The sequence below is a fragment of the Pseudomonas tehranensis genome (assembly GCF_014268615.1).
In the GTDB taxonomy this organism is placed as follows: Bacteria; Pseudomonadota; Gammaproteobacteria; order Pseudomonadales; family Pseudomonadaceae; genus Aquipseudomonas; species Aquipseudomonas tehranensis.
On sequence record NZ_JABWQV010000001.1, the window covers coordinates 213,607 to 229,508 of the forward strand.

Sequence of the window (15,902 nt, forward strand, 5' to 3'; positions counted from 1 at the left end):
TGACGTCGACGTCGCGCCGTTCTACTTTTTGGAGATCCATCATGAGCCAGTACCAGCGCTTGCTGCTGATTCTCAACCCGGCACAACGACATTCTCCTGCCCTGCATCACGCAGCGGCCCTGGCGGCGGCCAGCGGGGCGCACTTGCATGTTTCGGCGTTGGTGCCGTCACTGGACATACTCTCGCTGTTGGAGCAGGAGCCCCGCGAGGAAGCGCGCCAGAACTACCTGCAGGACCACCGTCACTGGTTGGAGGAGGAGGCCGACAAGATGCGGCGTCGAGGCCTGAGGGTCACCACCCAGGTGGCCTGGGGTGACGGCATGGAGGAGCAGATTCTGCAGCACGTTACGCAAATCCAGCCTGATCTGCTGATCAAGCAGGTGCAACACGAGCCCCTGCTCAAACGGGCCTTTCTTACCCCGCTGGACTGGCGTCTGTTGCGCCAGTGCCCGGTTCCGATGTACCTGGTGGGCGCCACCGGCCACGCCTTACCGCGCAAGGTGGTTGCGGCGGTGGACCCTTCCAGCGACTTTGCGCAAAACAGTGGGCTCAACGACCGGATCATTCGCGAGGCAATCGGCTTGGCTTTGCAGTGCGATGCCGAGCTGCATCTGGTTCACGCGTATGAGGTTTCGTCGGTGTACCTGGGCGATGTCGGTGGCGGTGGGCTGACGCTTAAGCAGCTCAGTAATGAACTGCGCAGGAGCTTGGAAAAAACGTTCCTGGAGCTGGCCAACCTGTTCGGCGTTCCGGCCGAACGCAGGCATTTTGTGCTGGGCCATCCGGTTTCAGCCTTGAGTGAGTTTGCCCTGGAGCATGAGGTGGATGTCGTCGTCATGGGGCGCTCCCAAAAGAGTGGCCCGCACGGGCTGTTAGGCAGCACCACAGAGCATATTTTGTATCAGGTGTCGTGCAGCGTGCTGGCGGTGTGAGGACACCGGCGTTCACCGCGGCGTCCTTGATGCAAATCAATGGCCGGGTGTGTGAATAGTGCGACCCATGCAACTCCCATCGATGGTTCAGGAGCACGCTCATGCGCATGACGTTTCTAGGGGCGGCCGGCACGGTCACCGGCAGCAAGTACCTGCTGGAGCACGACGATCAGCGCATTCTGATCGACTGCGGGCTGTTCCAGGGCTACAAACAATTGCGCTTGCACAACTGGGACCCGTTCGAACTGCCGATGCGTGACCTGGACGCGATCGTGCTGACTCACGCGCATCTGGATCACAGCGGGTACCTGCCGGTGCTGGTGCGCAATGGGTATCGCGGTCCGGTCTATGCCACGCAGGCCACCTGCGAGTTGGCAAAAATTCTCCTGCTCGACAGCGCCCGCTTGCAGGAAGAGGAGGCCGAATACGCCAACCGCAAAGGGTTTTCCAAACACGATCCGGCCTTGCCGCTGTACACCCGTGAGCATGTCGAGCGGGCGCTGAAGCTGCTACGTCCAGTGGCGTTCGATCATCCGGTGGACATCGGCCGGGGACTGAATATGTTGCTGCGTCGCGCCGGGCACATTCTGGGTGCCGCCACGGTGCAGGTTCAGGCCGGTGGCGTAACGCTGGTGTGTTCCGGTGACCTGGGACGCCCCGAGGATCCGTTGATGTTTGCCCCGCAAACCATCGAACGTGCGGATTACCTGTTGGTGGAGTCCACCTACGGCGACCGGCGGCATCCACACGATTCGCCGGAAGATCAACTGGCCGACGTCATCACCCGCACCGCATTGCGTGGCGGCATCACGTTGGTGCCCTCATTCACGGTCGGTCGGGCACAACTGTTGATGTACCACCTGTATCGCCTGAAACAGCGTATGGCGATCCCGGATATCCCGATATACCTCAACAGCCCCATGGCCATCGACGTCACCCGTTTGTATCAGCGCTTTGGCGATGAGCACCGGTTGTCCAAGGAAGAATGCGAAGGCATGTGCCATATCGCGCATCCGGTGCGTTCGGCCAAGGACTCCATGGACCTGGACTTGCGACGCACCCCGGCAGTGATTATCGCCGCCAGTGGCATGGCCACCGGAGGGCGGGTGTTGTTTCACCTCAAGAGCCTGGCGCCCAACCCCATCAATACCCTGCTGATGCCAGGTTTCCAGGCCGGCGGTACGCGCGGCGCAAGAATCGTGGCGGGCGAGCCGTCGGTGCGCATCCATGGCAAGGACGTGCCGATCAACGCTGAAGTGGTGCCGATGCAAACGTTGTCCGCCCATGCCGATGCCGATGAAATCATGCAATGGTTGCGTGGCTTCAAGACACCGCCCCGGCATACCTATGTCGTCCACGGCGAACCCAACGCTTCCGACGTCTTGCGTCATCGTATTCGCGATGAATTGGGCTGGTCGGTGTCGGTGCCGGAATACCGCGACAGCGTGGAACTCTGAACGACCGCTATCGCGAGCAAGCTTTGCTCCCACGAAAGTTGTGCAAACGACTCTAAAACTGTGGGAGCGAGCCTGCTCGCGAACAGGCCGTTAGCTGCACCAGCACATTTGAGAAAATTCATTCACGCAGAAATGCACAGGCAAGAAAAAGCCCCTCGTCGTTGGCCGGCGAGGGGCAAGGTGTACTGCATTCAGTCAGCCTTGATCGGCACGACCTTTTCCGCTTTCAACGCTTCCGGTTTTTTAGGCAGTGTCAGGGTGAGCACGCCTTTGCTGAACTGGGCTTCGATCTTGTCGCTGTCGACCCCTTTTGGCAGGTTGAACACCCGCTCGAAGGAGCCGTAATGGCGTTCGGACAAATAATAGCCTTTCTTCTTTTCTTCCTTGGTTTCCTTTTTCTCCCCTTTGATAACCAGATTGCCATTGGCTAGCCGGATTTCGATGTCCTTCTGATCCATTCCGGGCAATTCGGCGGTGATTTCAAAGCTCTTCTCCTTTTCGCTGATGTCCACGGCGGGCAGGCTTGCGGAGAACTCCCGGCGCCAGAAGGGCTCGACGTCGAACAGCCCGCGACTGAAGGGAGAAAGGCCTGTGCCCCGGTTGAAATCATCGAACAGGTGATCCACCTGCTGACGGAGTTTTTCCAGTGGATGCCAAAGGTCATGCTTGACCGGATGTTGAGCTTTGTTTTGGGTATCGACCGGCATTTTTTTCACTGAATTGGACATTTGGTTTTCCTCTTGGGTGATGTCCGGGCGGGCCCTGGCATCATTGCCAGGCGCTGGTTCCGGACGGGTCAATGCACGCTTGCAAGCCTTACAACGAGAGTTGTCCGGACCAGAGCATCCAGCCGGCAAAGATCGCCGCCACCCAGATCACCAGCAGCAACCCCCAACCGAAACCATTGAGCGCATGTCCGGTCCTGGCCCGTTGGGCGCTGAGGTAAATCAGCGAACCAGGGGCATAAAGCAGGGCGCTGAGCAGCATGTAGCGAGGGCCGGCGGCGTAGAGCAGCCAAATGCAATAGGTGGTGGCGACCAAGGCGATGGCCATGTCACGCAGTTGCAACGCGCGATGCCCGGCGTAGGTCTGGCCTTGCCAGGTCATCTTCAGCGCGTACAGGCCGCTGAACAGATACGGCAGCAAGATCATCGAGGTAGCGAGCGAGATCAGGGCCAGGTAGCTGGCGCTCGAATACAGCGTCAACAACAGGAACAACTGAATGCAGCCGTTGGTGATCCACAGCGCGTTGGCCGGCGCGCCGTGCTGGTTTTCCGAGGCCAGCGCGCGGGGCATGACCTTTTCCTTGGCCGGCGTGAACACCGATTCCGCTGCCAGCAGGGTCCAGGCCAGCAGCGCACCACCGACCGACACAATCAGGCCGATACTGATCAACACCGCACCCCAAGGACCGGCCACCGCCTCCAGAACACCCGCCATGGATGGGTTCTTCAGGGCAGCCAGTTCAGGTTGTCTGAGGATCCCCAGAGACAGGAGCGACACGGCAATCAGCAGCAGCAATGTCAGGACGAAACCGATCACCGTGGCCCTGCCCACATCCGCCCGGTCGGCGGCACGGGCGGAAAACACGTTGGCACCTTCAATGCCAATAAAGACCCAGACCGTCACCAGCATGGTGCTCTTGACCTGATCCAGGGTGCTACCCAATGCCGGCGTGCCCCAAAAGTCGACCATGAAGGTGTCTTTGGAGAACCCGGCGATCACCAGACCGATGAACAGCAACAGCGGCACAACCTTGGCCACGGTGGTCAGGGCGTTGGCTTTGGCGGCGGTGCGCATCCCGCGCAGGATCATCCAGTGCAAGGACCACAGCACCACCGACGCACCGGCGATCGCGGCTTTGTTATTGCCTTCGCCGAACAGCGGGAAAAAATAACTGAGCGCCGCGAACAGAATCACCAGGTAGCTGACGTTGCCAATCCATGCGCTGATCCAGTAGCCCCACGCCGAATTGAAGCCCAGAAACTCACCCCCCAGCGCACGGGCGTAGGCGAACACGCCATTATCGAGTTCCGGTTGGCGGTTGGAGAGAGTCTGATAGACCAGGGCCAGTGACAGCATGCCTACGCCGGTAATCAGCCAGCCGATCAGGATAGCCCCGGCTCCCGCGCTGGAGGCCATGTTCTGGGGCAGGCTGAAAATGCCGCTGCCGATCATCGAACCGACCACTAGCGCAACCAGCAGGCTCAATGACAGACGTTTGGGTTCGACCTTTCGCAAACTGCCGGCCAAAGGATGAGGTTTAACGGTCGGGATGACCGGCTCGGTGCCTTGCAGGTGCGTTGCCATGATGAAGTCTCCACGAGACGAGGGGGGCGACAACCTTCGCCCAGGCGAAGGTCCTAACGCTGGTTATTAATCTCTGCGTGAAGAGGGTAGGGAGCATTGATTTAGATCAGAGGTTATGCAGGGTGTGAGTGTGTGAATTTCATAGGAGAAGGGCTGAGCTGCCTTGCAGGGAAATTGACATAAATCAACGCACCGGCAGCTCTATCAGAGGACGCTGAGTTTTGACGCTGAACGACGGGGCGCAACAGCCTGTGGAGGTTTTCCAATGAGTCAGAGTCCCTCAATGCAAACAGTATGGAAAGACCGGAGCGCCGCGGGGCAAGGGCTGGTGGACGCTTTGTTCAAATACGCCCATCGACCCGATGTCATCGTCCTGGCCTTGCCGCGCGGCGGAGTTCCGGTGGCTTATGAAGTGGTCACCGCTCTGCACGTGCGCCTTGACCTGATGCTGGTTCGCAAACTGGGTGTGCCATCCAACCCCGAGTTCGCGATGGGCGCCATTGCCAGTGGTGGCATACAGATCCTCAATGACGACGCTCTTCGTGCCCATCCGATTGGTCAGGCCGATTTCGACGCCGTGGTCGCCCGGGAGACCCGGGAGCTGCTGCATCGTGAACAGGCGTATCGAGGCACGCGTGAGCCTGTACAACTCAAGGACCAGGTGGTCATCCTGATTGATGACGGTCTGGCCACAGGGGCCTCGATGATGGCAGCGATCCACGCGGTTCGCACGCAAGGGCCCTCGCGCATCGTGGTCGCTGTGCCGGTTGCGCCGCTTGAAACGCTGGAGGCGCTACGCAGCGAAGTGGATGAGGTGATTTGTCCGTTGATTCCTGACTGGCTGGTTTCCATAGGCTATTGGTACAAGGACTTCCCCCAGACATCGGATGAAATCGTCATCGATTTGCTGCAGCGAGCCTGGCAGCGGGAGTCGACCGCCAGCCCCCAGGGGTAGGGCGGCCGGACTGCGAACGGGCTCACACGCCAAATGGAAAGGTTTCGTCTTCCTGCTCGAGTTTCTGGCTTTTTGGCATAGCCAGTGCTGTTACCGCTTCAATCGGGTGGGGAGAACCAGAAAGTCCATCAAGCGTGTGTGACGAGGGTGTGTTCATTGGTGGCATCCTCACGGATTTTTTCATGGCCTCAACTCAATAACCGCATCAGATGACAGGCAGCGCACTCATCGCCGGAGTGAGCGTTGGCTCCCCGGGCCAGCGACTCAGACCAGCAACAGATGATCGTTCACCTCTCTAACCCCCGGCACCGACCAGGCCGCCCGTTCCGCGATTTTACGCTGGCGCCATAAATGGACCTTGCCGTCGAGCCTCACCACATCCCCATCAACTTTGACGTGAATGGCCTTGGCGTCCACTTCGGCATTGCGCTTAAGGGCCTCTTCGATACGGTGCTGGATATTGTCGGCGTCCACTCGAGGGCGCAGCGTCAGCCGATTGTTGACGCCCATGACGCCGGACAACTTGAACACGGCTCGCTCCACGGCTTCTTTCTGGTATTGCCAATCTACTTCACCTTCCAGACTGACCCAGCCGTTCTGGACGACGACTTTTATGTCGCCCTCGGGAACGTCGGAACTCCAGTTGATGATGTTCAGGGCGCGATTGGCAATGGTGTCGTCTGCCGTGCCGGCGTTTTTATTCAAGCGAACCTGGATTTCTTCAGCCACCGCGCGCACGCCTTCGATGTTTTTGACAGCGCGTTCAGCGCTGATTTTTTCTGCATAGCTGCTGACGTGGCCGGAGAGGGTGACAACGCCGTTGTCCACGGCCACGCCAATATGGGCTGCGTTGAGGTCGGGTTGAAATTCCAGTTCTTCCAGAATGGTTTTGCGCAGGGTCAAGTCGCTCATCGAGGCGTCCTCCAGATGATGCAAAGCGGGCGAGCTGTTAGGGCCCGGTCTGCTTTTTTACCCCTGGGTGAGGCCGACGCATTGAGCTAAATCAACAAGGGCGTAATGAGCCCCCGTGCGGTCGGGCAACTGTCTGTAAGTTGGTGAGGATCAGAAAGACGACCTACCGAGCGAACAGGGTGGTCGGTCAGGCGGCAAGCAGATAACCGGTGATGTGAACGCATCGACTGGTTTTTTACTGCTCTGAGTGACGATGACAGCCGGCGACTTTTTGCTTGAGACCGGACAAGTCCAGGATCGTGACGTTGCGTCCATGCATGTCCACCAGTTCCTCCTCTCGCAGGTGGGCGATCCCCCGGCAGATGGTTTCCAGCCGCAGGCCCAGATAGGAGCCGATGGCCTCGCGACTCATGCGCAAGACGAATTCCCTGGAGGAGTAACCGCGCATGTTGAGTCGTTGCGACAGATTCAGCAGGAACGCCGCCAGACGCTCATCGGCATTCATGTTGCCCATCAACAGCAACATGCTGTGGTCACGTACGATTTCCCGGCTCATGAGTTTGTTGAGGTTGTGCTGTAGGGAGGGGAGGTCGCGGGCGAGTTTTTCCAGGAGAGTGAAGGGGAGCGGACAGACTTCGCTGTCTTCCAGGGCAATCGCTGTGCAGGCGTAATGATCGGTGCTGATGGCGTCCAGACCGAGCATTTCGCCTTGCATCTGAAACCCTGTGATTTGTTCGCGGCCATCCGTGGACAAGATGCTGGTCTTGAAAAAGCCCAGTCGTACGGCATACAGCGAACGCAGCGGATCGCCGGTGCGATACAGCGCCGCGCCCTTTTTGACCTTCACCCGCTGGGCGATCAACGTGTCGAGGCGCTCGACTTCACCGCCTGTCAGCCCAATGGGCAGGCACAGTTCAAGCACGCTGCAATTGGAACAGGCAGTCTTGAGGGCATGCACGTGTAACACTTGCGAAGACATTGGACGGCTTCCTTTTGCAACAAGCATAGGGGAATAACTGCGCTGTGCCTGTTTTTCCGGGGCCATTGCCACTTTTATCGGGTCAGGCGACTCCCGCAGTGAATGCAAAAAGACTGGGGGCACGAGTAAGTGACTGATTTGAGCCGATTGGGCCAATAAGTCATGGGGCTGCACCGCACGTCGGTTGATTTGATTCAGCCCCTTCCCGGCCACCGGTTACGTGCCGCTGAGTTTTCCTGAACTCGCAAAGAGAATGGGGATCTAGACTCCAATACCGCAGCTTTACGACAAATATCCGTACCCGCACTTGAAGTCATTTATCCGAGCTGGCATCACCGACTCCGGGTATTACAAAGGGGGGCGATGGACAGCAAGGGGCGCTTCAGCCAGGCGGATTGAGGATATTTACTGATGTTGAACATTCAAGAGCTACCCGTGGAAACCCGCACATCGAGCGAGTACGAAAGTCTGGCCACGATGGGAGCGAGCGCGCTCGACGCCATTCCGGGGGCGGTTTATCTCTGCGATCGCGAAGGTTGGCTCGTCAGGTATAACAGTGAGGCCGCCGAGCTGTGGGGTAGGGTGCCGGTACTAGGCGAGAACGGTGACCGCTTCTGTGGCTCGCACCGGCTTTTCTTGCCCGACGGTACGCCGCTGGCTTTTGAGGACTGCCCAATGGCGTCGGCTCTCAACAGCGGCGTACCCACACGCAATCAGGAAGTGATCATTGAGCGTCCAGACGGAGCGCGGATCGTCGCCCTTGTGAACATCCGGCCCCTTAGAGATCGAAGCGGGGCCATTCAAGGGGCGATCAATTGCTTCCAGGATGTCTCGGCGCACCATGCCATGGCCGAAGAGCTTCGACGCAAGAGCGCCGACCTCGAGGATTTTTTTGAAAACAGCGCGGTGGGGCTTCACATTGTCAGCAACGCGGGCATTATCCAGCGTGCCAACAAGGCCGAGCTGAACATGCTGGGCTACACGGCTGAAGAATATATTGGCCGCCACATTACGGAGTTTCATGTCGATGAGTCCGTTATTGGTGACATCCTCAACAAACTGGGCAGCGGCGAAAGCCTGGACAGCTACCCGGCGCGGTTGAGGGCCAAAGACGGCACGATCAGGCATGTAGCGATTACCTCCAATGGGCGTTTCGAGGACGGTAAGCTCTTTCACACACGCTGTTTCACCATCGACGTCACGCTCGCCCAGCGAATGGAAAGCCAGATTCGTGAAAGTGAACGGCACATGCGCAATCTGCTCGAGGCTTTGCCCGCCGCGGTTTATACCACCGACGCGCAAGGGCGCATCACCTTCTTCAATCGGGCCGCTGTCGAGTTGTCCGGGCGAACGCCTCAACTGGGTGACCTGTGGTGCGTGACCTGGAAAATATTCAATACTGACGGGAGCGCGCTTCCCCACGACCAATGCCCGATGGCGGTGGCCTTGAAGGAAAACCGCCCGATACGCGGTGTCGAGGCCATTGCCGAGCGGCCTGATGGCACTCGTGTGCCGTTTGCGCCTTACCCCACACCGCTGCATGACGCCGATGGCAACCTGGTGGGCGCCATCAACATGCTGGTGGACATCACCGAGCGAAAGCAGGCGGAGAACCGGCAGAAGACCCTGATCGACGAACTCAATCATCGGGTCAAGAACACCCTGGCCACCGTGCAATCGCTGGCGGCACAAACGGCGCGCAATGCCGAAGATGCGAAAGATGGTTACAGGCGTTTCGAAGCCAGATTGCTGGCGTTGTCCCGGGCCCATGATCTGTTGACCCGGCGCCATTGGGGGCATACCCCTCTGGGTTCCCTTGCTCAAGAAGTGCTGATGCCGATATTTGGCCAGGAACCCGGTCGCATCGTGGTGGAGGGCGAGCCTGTGGACGTCAGCACCCGAGTGGCGCTCAACCTCACAATGACCCTCAATGAACTGGCGATCAATGCACTTAAATACGGAGCGATGTCAGTCGAGACCGGCACGCTTTCAGTGAAATGGTCTGTGCAATCAGACGCCAAGGGTATGTTGCTGACGCTGGACTGGTGCGAGCGAGGCGGACCACCGGTATCCCAGCCCAAGCGGGAAGGGCTGGGTTCTCGTTTGATGAAACGCTGCATCGAGCGCGATTTGGGCGGGACATTTGACCTTACCTTCGACCCGCACGGGGTTGTCTGCCGCTTCTCGTTTCTGCTCGGCGCGTCCAGCCCATGAGTGCGTTCCCCGGAGTCAGAGTGCTGGTGGTCGAGGACGAAGGCGCCATCGCCATGTTGGTCGAGCAAATGCTCGAAGAACTCGAATGCGTGGTGGTGGCATCCGTGGCCCGGCTCGCTACGGCGTGTGAAGTGGCGAACCAGGCGGCGATTGATTTGGCCATTCTGGATGTCAACCTGGCCGGCGAGCGGGTTTTTCCGGTTGCCGAGATTCTCCAGGCTCGGCAGATTCCGTTTTTATTCAGCACCGGATACGGTGCCAGCGGGCTGCCTAGCGAGTTTGCCCATCGCCCCGTGTTGCACAAGCCATTTTCCGAGAACGATTTGCAACTGAAGATCGCCCTTGCCCTGGGGCGCTGACCTTCAGCGATGAACTGGCTTACTGTCCGGTCCTGGTGATTCCCTCCGAAGGCGTCTTCGGGCGCGTTCATTCCAGTTTATGAAACGGTGGATTGCAGTTCGTGCGTATTCCTCCCCTCTCTCTTTGGGAAGAAGATAACCCCACCTGCAATGCACCCTCGGCAAGAGGCGTAGCGCAGTCCCCCTGACCGTAGCGTCTGAACGCAGTGTGCAAGGCTGCGGGCGCGAGGAGTAGCTGATGGACGAAGCCTCGAAAGCACAACCCTCACCCTGGCATGAAGGCGAACTGACCTTGCAGCGCTCGGTCGGTGCGGTCGACATGATGACCAGCGTCGGCCAGCGGCAGTTGGCACGCGACTGGATGCCGGACCAGCACCGGGACTTCTACGCGCAGTTGCCTTTCGTGGTATTGGGCGCCGTGGATCGGCAAGGTGACGTGTGGGCGACCCTGCGCACCGGCAAGCCCGGTTTCATGAACTCACCTGATCCGCAAACCCTGCAGATCAATCTCGAGCCGCAACCCAGCGATCCGGCCCAGGAGGGCATGGGCGAGGGGGATGCCATCGGTATGCTGGGTATCGAGTTGCACACCCGCCGGCGCAACCGCATGAACGGCAACATCCGCCGTCTGCTCGGTCACGGGCTGGAAATATCCGTACGTCAGGCCTATGGCAATTGCCCTCGCTATATCAACCTGCGCCAATATTCCTTTGTCCGGGAACAGGCCGGCGACGCTCGGCACTTGGTGGCGACGGACCCACTGGCCCGTCGGCTGATCACAGCGGCTGATTCGTTTTACATCGCCACCTATGTGGAGCGCGACGGCGAGCGGCAGGTCGATGCGTCCCACCGTGGCGGCAAGCCAGGTTTTGTGCGCATGGACGAGGACGGCACACTGACCATTCCGGACTTTTCCGGAAACCTGTTCTTCAACACCCTGGGCAACATCCTGCTCAATCCCCGCGCAGGCCTTACCTTTATTGATTTCAAGACCGGCGACCTTCTGCAAATGACCGGTTCAGCCCAAGTATTGCTGGACGATCCCGAAATAGCGGCGTTCCAGGGGGCTGAGCGGTTGCTGCGCTTCAAGCCGCAGCGCGTTGTTTACCGCCCGGCAGCGGTTCCGCTGCGCTGGAAGGACCAGAGCGCGGGCGACTCACCCAACTCATTGATGACCGGGAGCTGGGAACAAGCCGCCGAGCGCTTGCAGGCCGAAGCCCTGCGGACCCACTGGCGCCCATTGCGCGTGGTTCGAGTAGTGGATGAGAGCCACAACATTCGCTCCTTCTACCTGCAAGCGGCCGACGGCGCGGGCGTGCCCCGGTTTGACGCCGGCCAGCACTTGCCCGTGCGGATTTCGCTGGAGGGGCAGAAAGCGCCATTGATTCGCACCTACAGCGTGTCCAGTGCGCCGTCGGATGACTTCCTGCGCATCAGCGTCAAGCGCGATGGTTTGGTCTCCTCGCACCTGCATGACCGGTTCGAGGTGGCGCAGCAGCTTGAGGCGCGAGCGCCCCAAGGGCACTTCACCGTTCAGGCCACTGAGCGGCGGCCCTTGGTGCTGCTGGCGGCGGGCGTGGGTGTGACGCCGCTGTTGTCGATGTTGCGCGAGGTGGTTTATCAGGGCCTGCGCATGAGCCGGATGCGGCCGGTCTGGATGGTGCAAAGCGCGCGCACGGTTGCCGACCTGGCCTTTCGCGAGGAAATCGATGAGCTGGCGAACCGCGCCGGGGGCAAGGTCAAGGTCCTGCGCGTGGTCAGCCAACCGCCGAGCGACGGAGACGGGCAAGGTTACGACGCGACGGGCAGGATTGATGTCGAGCTGCTCAAGCAACTGCTGACGCTCGATGACTACGACTACTACCTCTGCGGGCCGGGCAGCTTCACCCAGTCGCTGTATGACGGGCTGCGTAAATTGCGCATTCCTGATGATCGCATTCACGCCGAGACTTTCGGCCCGTCCACGCTGGTGCGTGACGCCGAAATCAGTGTGCCGGCGATCCCGCAAGTGCCTGCATCGAGCGAGACGGTAAAGGTATTGTTCGCCAGCTCCGGCAAGGAGGCCCGTTGGGAGCCAGGCAGCGGGACCTTGCTGGAACTCGCCGAGGCCCGGGGCCTTAGCCCTGAATTCAGTTGCCGCGGCGGTTCCTGCGGCACCTGTAAAACCCGGTTGAGCCAGGGGCAGGTGCATTATCTGAACAGTCCGGCCGAGCCGGTTGCCGAAGATGAGGTACTGATCTGTTGCGCAGTGCCGGCACAGGGGAGTGAGACCGTGGTTCTGGACGTTTGAGCAGGTGCTCATCTCGCCCCAATCGCCCAGCCAAACAGAACCCGTGGCGAGGGAGCTTGCTCCCGCTGGGCTGCGCAGCAGCCCCAAAAGAGCTGAACACAATCGCCCTGACACAGCGCGATGGCAGATCTTAGGGCTGCTGCGCACCCCAGCGCCCTTGCCACAGGCTAGATCGTACGTCGCACTTTTCCTGGTGCTTGCCCATAAACCTCCTTGAATTTCTTGCTGAACGCGGCCTGGGATTGGTAACCGACCTGCACGGCAATATCGCTCAAGCCCAAATGTGAATGGCTCAGCAGACTGAACGCCAACTCCATGCGTATTTGCGTCAACAACACCCAAGGCGATACCCCGGCCACGCGAACGAAGGTTCGCATGAAGTTCGCGCGGGACATGTTCGCGAGGTCCGCCAGGCCTTGAATTGTCCACTCGTAGGCCGGATCTGCCAGCATTGCCTGCCAGACTCGCCCCAGACGTTTATCGCCCAACAGGGCCAGCGTGCCGCTGTCCTGGCCATGACTTGCCAGATGCGCACGCAGAATAAGCGTGAACAATGCCTGGGAAAGCGCATCGAGCAGAAAACGAGCGCCGACCTCATCCTCATCCGCCTCTGCTCGAATGACCTCGACCAGGGTCGGTAGCGGCCCGTTAGCGGGCAAGGCGCCGCTGGGAATCACCAGGTATTCGGGCAAGGCTGCAAACAGCAGTGACGCTCGATTGAAGTGAAAGCTACCGCACAACATGTCCAGTTCCGCGCTGGCGCCGCCAATCCGATGGATCGGCAACGCGCCACCCAGGACAAGTTCTGGCGAGGAGGGCACAACCATTTTTCCTGGGCTATGCAAGACATGCCGGGCGCCACGAGGCAACAGCAGGATGTCGCCGGCGCGCATGGGCAAACGCTGCCCATCGGGAAACTCCACCCGGCACTCTCCCGCCAACACGATGTGATAGGGCGCGTTGCCCAGGGCTTGTTGCTCGTGATCCAACGCCCAGTCACCCTGAAACTGACAACGCAGATCCAGGCTACCGCGCACGTTGGCCAGGCTCATGAGTTTATCGATTGCATTCATTTGAGAGCATCGCCAAAAAAACTGAGCGGATTGAACAAACTCGACCCGCGCCAGAGTGAAAAACTGAGGGCGTCGAAACAGTACACCCAACCCACTCAGGAGTTAATGCCATGTTCAACAACTGGTCTGAATTGTTGCCCACCATTCAAAAAGCCTTTGGCGCGCTGGGCAAGAGCAACCCGAAAATGGTCAAGGCCTACATGGCCCTTGGGGAGGCCGCCAGCGAAAACGACGTACTCGATGCCAAGACCCGCGAGCTGATTTCAATCGCGATCGCGGTCACCACCCGCTGCGATGGCTGTATCGCCGCGCACACCGACGCGGCGATCAAGGCTGGGGCGAGCCGCGAGGAAGTGGCCGCCGCCCTGGCAACCGCGATCTCGCTGAATGCAGGCGCCGCGTACATTTACTCGCTGCGTTCGCTTGAAGCCTATGACACGTTGAACAACCGCGCGTGACGCCACGCAACGTCAGGCCCCGGCACTGCAAAGTACCGGGGCTTTTGCCCGTTCTATGGAAAATCGCCAGGTGATTGTGCTAAACCTTCCGATCGATCGATGCCGGCTTGCTGGCAGTCAACTGTTCCAACAACCGCTTAAGGGAATGATCATGAGCCTGCACGGTGATTACGATCCACAGAACATTTTCGCGCTGATTCTTCGCGGCGAAGCGCCGTCCTACAAGATTTACGAAGATGCCGATGTATTGGCTTTTCTGGATGTTTTCCCCCAGTCCCGCGGCCACGTCCTGGTGATTCCCAAAGCGTCCCAGGCGCGAAATATTCTTGAGGTCGAGCCCGCCGTCCTGGGCGCGATGATGGCTGTCGTGCAGCGGCTCACGCGGGTCATCGTGGATGAACTGGCGCCTGATGGCGTGCAGATCGCGCAGTTCAATGGCGCCCCGGCGGGGCAAACGGTCTACCACATTCATGTCCACATAGTCCCTCGCTGGGAGGGCGAAGAGGCGGGCATACATGGGCGGGGCAAGGCCGATCCCGAGGAGCTCAAATTGCTGCAGGCACGTCTGGTCGAGCGCATCCGTTCAGGGGGCTAGCGCTGGCCCGATCCAGACGTAAGTAGAGAGTCAGTACACGGTTTTCTTGAAAGGGCGGGTGACCACGCCCGTGTAGAACGCCAGGATCGCGAGGCCTTGCACCACGACGGCGGCAACCACGATAGCGGCGATGGCCTGGCTCGGTACGACAAAGGCTGAACGGACCAGGCCGAAGAACGCCGGGGCGAAGGCATAGGTGGCTTGGCTGATTGCGACCATCAGTGCAATCACCCTGGCGGTTTGTTCACGGCTGAACTCAGTCTGGGCGATCAATGGCGGCAATGAAGTGGCGTTGCCGATGCCCGAACCGATCAACACCACCGCCCCCCAGGCGACCGCCGGGTGGATATCCAGGCCCAGGAGCATCAGTGTTCCAAGCATCTGAATCCCGTAGCCCAGGCAGGCCAGTTGACGGCGGTTGATGCCTTGGGTCATCAAGCGTGCGGCCACGTACCGCCCGCCCATGGCGCTGGCGGTGGCCAGGCCCATGGCGAATGAAGCGTCCTGGGCGCCCATGCGTCCCGCCAGAATCGAATACAGATGGGCGATCAAGCCAATCTGGGCGAACAACCCCAGGGCCATGCCCGCTGCCAGGGAACGGAAATTGGCCGACTTCAGCGTTTGCGCTGCAGTCCAGGGGGTGGCGCTCGGGCCAGTCGCTACCGGTTCTGGCTGGTCGGCATTGTCGGCATGCTGGCCGAGGCTTTGCGGACTTTTGTTGAACACCAGAAAGGCGAAGCTAGTCATCAGCACCACGGCTACAGAGCTGATCACCAGCGCCGCTGTGGCGAAGCCAAAACGCTCGATCAGCAACACCCACAACGGCGAGAAAATCACCCCACCCATGCTGGCGCCGTTGTAAGCCTTGCCCAAGGCTTTGGGCCGCTCCTTGACATACCACGGGGCGATCAGAGTATTCACGGCGGCGGCGCCTAATGTCACCCAGCCGATGCCCGAGCAGATGGCCCCGGCATACAGCACCCATAACTGGCTCGCCTGAGCCCAGATATTCACCCCGACTCCCAGCACTATGCTGCCCAACAGGGTAATGGCCGGTACACCGAAGCGCGCGTAGAGCCTGGGTAGGTTGGCGATGACCAGCGTGCCGCTGAGAAAGTGCAGGGTAACGGCCGCCGACACCTGGGCCACCGGCCAGCCGGTGCGATCCATTACGGCCTGCATGTAGATCGGCGGTCCATAGAAACCGACCCCCCAACCGATCATTGCCAGGATGAATGTGCAGGTCAGTACGGTCTTTCCAAAAAAACGGCTGGGCTTCATCGGCATATCCTCCATGTGGGCGCACAGGATAGGTATCCGGTGCATTGCTCACTTCGAGGAAGGTCAAACTATGGATGTTGCCGCTCC

The 15,902-nt window shown here is 59.8% G+C and carries 15 protein-coding genes; 8 read left to right on the forward strand and 7 right to left on the reverse strand.

The window, feature by feature from the left end; all coding sequences use genetic code 11:
• The first annotated feature begins 41 nt into the window (after positions 1-41).
• Both HU811_RS00955 and HU811_RS00960 read left to right on the forward strand, forming a co-directional pair.
• Positions 42-932 (forward strand): universal stress protein, encoded by an 891-nt coding sequence (locus HU811_RS00955; RefSeq protein ID WP_186653317.1) that lies wholly within the window; start codon positions 42-44, stop codon positions 930-932.
• A gap of 101 nt (positions 933-1,033) precedes the next feature.
• A complete protein-coding gene (locus HU811_RS00960) occupies positions 1,034-2,389 on the forward strand; it encodes an MBL fold metallo-hydrolase RNA specificity domain-containing protein (protein WP_186653320.1) in 1,356 nt (451 codons plus the stop codon).
• A gap of 191 nt (positions 2,390-2,580) precedes the next feature.
• Here the strand turns inward: HU811_RS00960 and HU811_RS00965 are convergent, their stop codons facing one another.
• Together HU811_RS00965 and arcD are read right to left on the reverse strand one after the other, a co-directional pair.
• Positions 2,581-3,117, reverse strand: a complete 537-nt coding sequence (locus HU811_RS00965) for an Hsp20/alpha crystallin family protein (RefSeq protein WP_186653374.1) — start codon at positions 3,115-3,117, stop codon at positions 2,581-2,583.
• A gap of 88 nt (positions 3,118-3,205) precedes the next feature.
• Positions 3,206-4,699, reverse strand: coding sequence for an arginine-ornithine antiporter (gene arcD, locus HU811_RS00970; RefSeq protein WP_092396725.1), 1,494 nt, complete (start codon positions 4,697-4,699; stop codon positions 3,206-3,208).
• Positions 4,700-4,964: 265 nt separating this feature from the next.
• On the opposite strand from arcD, the gene HU811_RS00975 reads away from it, so the two are divergent.
• Positions 4,965-5,654, forward strand: coding sequence for a phosphoribosyltransferase (locus HU811_RS00975; RefSeq protein ID WP_186653323.1), 690 nt, complete (start codon positions 4,965-4,967; stop codon positions 5,652-5,654).
• 22 nt (positions 5,655-5,676) lie between these two features.
• On the opposite strand, the gene HU811_RS00980 is transcribed toward HU811_RS00975, so the two are convergent.
• The 3 genes from HU811_RS00980 to fnr form a co-directional block, all read right to left on the reverse strand.
• Positions 5,677-5,838 carry a hypothetical protein gene (locus tag HU811_RS00980; protein ID WP_186653325.1) on the reverse strand — a complete coding sequence of 54 codons (162 nt, stop codon included), beginning with the start codon at positions 5,836-5,838 and terminating at the stop codon, positions 5,677-5,679.
• 80 nt (positions 5,839-5,918) lie between these two features.
• On the reverse strand, positions 5,919-6,566 hold the full coding sequence (locus HU811_RS00985; protein WP_092396729.1) for a BON domain-containing protein: 648 nt from the start codon (positions 6,564-6,566) through the stop codon (positions 5,919-5,921).
• A 235-nt stretch (positions 6,567-6,801) separates the two neighbouring features.
• Positions 6,802-7,545 (reverse strand): fumarate/nitrate reduction transcriptional regulator Fnr, encoded by a 744-nt coding sequence (gene fnr, locus HU811_RS00990; RefSeq protein ID WP_186653326.1) that lies wholly within the window; start codon positions 7,543-7,545, stop codon positions 6,802-6,804.
• Positions 7,546-7,956: 411 nt separating this feature from the next.
• On the opposite strand from fnr, the gene HU811_RS00995 reads away from it, so the two are divergent.
• From HU811_RS00995 to HU811_RS01005, 3 genes are all read left to right on the forward strand, one after another.
• On the forward strand, positions 7,957-9,759 hold the full coding sequence (locus HU811_RS00995; protein ID WP_186653328.1) for a sensor histidine kinase: 1,803 nt from the start codon (positions 7,957-7,959) through the stop codon (positions 9,757-9,759).
• The gene (locus tag HU811_RS01000; protein ID WP_186653329.1) at positions 9,756-10,118 is read left to right on the forward strand and encodes a response regulator; all 363 of its coding nucleotides are present in this window, start codon (positions 9,756-9,758) and stop codon (positions 10,116-10,118) included. The genes HU811_RS00995 and HU811_RS01000 overlap by 4 nt, the downstream gene beginning before the upstream one ends.
• A 238-nt stretch (positions 10,119-10,356) precedes the next feature.
• Positions 10,357-12,408, forward strand: coding sequence for a 2Fe-2S iron-sulfur cluster-binding protein (locus HU811_RS01005; RefSeq protein WP_186653330.1), 2,052 nt, complete (start codon positions 10,357-10,359; stop codon positions 12,406-12,408).
• A 167-nt stretch (positions 12,409-12,575) separates the two neighbouring features.
• On the opposite strand, the gene HU811_RS01010 is transcribed toward HU811_RS01005, so the two are convergent.
• A complete protein-coding gene (locus tag HU811_RS01010) occupies positions 12,576-13,481 on the reverse strand; it encodes an AraC family transcriptional regulator (protein ID WP_186653331.1) in 906 nt (301 codons plus the stop codon).
• Between the two features lie 110 nt (positions 13,482-13,591).
• On the opposite strand from HU811_RS01010, the gene HU811_RS01015 reads away from it, so the two are divergent.
• Together HU811_RS01015 and HU811_RS01020 are read left to right on the forward strand one after the other, a co-directional pair.
• Complete coding sequence (locus HU811_RS01015) at positions 13,592-13,939, forward strand: carboxymuconolactone decarboxylase family protein (RefSeq protein WP_092396741.1); 348 nt, start codon at positions 13,592-13,594, stop codon at positions 13,937-13,939.
• Positions 13,940-14,090: 151 nt separating this feature from the next.
• The gene (locus tag HU811_RS01020; protein WP_186653332.1) at positions 14,091-14,534 is read left to right on the forward strand and encodes an HIT family protein; all 444 of its coding nucleotides are present in this window, start codon (positions 14,091-14,093) and stop codon (positions 14,532-14,534) included.
• Between the two features lie 30 nt (positions 14,535-14,564).
• Here the strand turns inward: HU811_RS01020 and HU811_RS01025 are convergent, their stop codons facing one another.
• On the reverse strand, positions 14,565-15,815 hold the full coding sequence (locus tag HU811_RS01025) for an MFS transporter (protein ID WP_186653334.1): 1,251 nt from the start codon (positions 15,813-15,815) through the stop codon (positions 14,565-14,567).
• Between the last annotated feature and the right edge of the window lie 87 nt (positions 15,816-15,902).

Excerpts from the sequence above, each read along its gene's own strand:
- HU811_RS00960 (WP_186653320.1), top strand. The coding sequence starts at position 1,034 with ATGCGCATGACGTTTCTAGGGGCGGCCGGCACGGTCACCGGCAGCAAG.
- HU811_RS00985 (WP_092396729.1), bottom strand. The coding sequence starts at position 6,566 with ATGAGCGACTTGACCCTGCGCAAAACCATTCTGGAAGAACTGGAATTT.
- HU811_RS01000 (WP_186653329.1), top strand. The coding sequence starts at position 9,756 with ATGAGTGCGTTCCCCGGAGTCAGAGTGCTGGTGGTCGAGGACGAAGGC.
- HU811_RS00975 (WP_186653323.1), top strand. The coding sequence starts at position 4,965 with ATGAGTCAGAGTCCCTCAATGCAAACAGTATGGAAAGACCGGAGCGCC.
- HU811_RS01020 (WP_186653332.1), top strand. The coding sequence starts at position 14,091 with ATGAGCCTGCACGGTGATTACGATCCACAGAACATTTTCGCGCTGATT.
- HU811_RS00995 (WP_186653328.1), top strand. The coding sequence starts at position 7,957 with ATGTTGAACATTCAAGAGCTACCCGTGGAAACCCGCACATCGAGCGAG.
- HU811_RS00980 (WP_186653325.1), bottom strand. The coding sequence starts at position 5,838 with ATGAAAAAATCCGTGAGGATGCCACCAATGAACACACCCTCGTCACAC.
- HU811_RS01010 (WP_186653331.1), bottom strand. The coding sequence starts at position 13,481 with ATGAATGCAATCGATAAACTCATGAGCCTGGCCAACGTGCGCGGTAGC.
- HU811_RS01015 (WP_092396741.1), top strand. The coding sequence starts at position 13,592 with ATGTTCAACAACTGGTCTGAATTGTTGCCCACCATTCAAAAAGCCTTT.
- HU811_RS00965 (WP_186653374.1), bottom strand. The coding sequence starts at position 3,117 with ATGTCCAATTCAGTGAAAAAAATGCCGGTCGATACCCAAAACAAAGCT.
- HU811_RS00955 (WP_186653317.1), top strand. The coding sequence starts at position 42 with ATGAGCCAGTACCAGCGCTTGCTGCTGATTCTCAACCCGGCACAACGA.
- arcD (WP_092396725.1), bottom strand. The coding sequence starts at position 4,699 with ATGGCAACGCACCTGCAAGGCACCGAGCCGGTCATCCCGACCGTTAAA.
- HU811_RS01005 (WP_186653330.1), top strand. The coding sequence starts at position 10,357 with ATGGACGAAGCCTCGAAAGCACAACCCTCACCCTGGCATGAAGGCGAA.
- HU811_RS01025 (WP_186653334.1), bottom strand. The coding sequence starts at position 15,815 with ATGAAGCCCAGCCGTTTTTTTGGAAAGACCGTACTGACCTGCACATTC.
- fnr (WP_186653326.1), bottom strand. The coding sequence starts at position 7,545 with ATGTCTTCGCAAGTGTTACACGTGCATGCCCTCAAGACTGCCTGTTCC.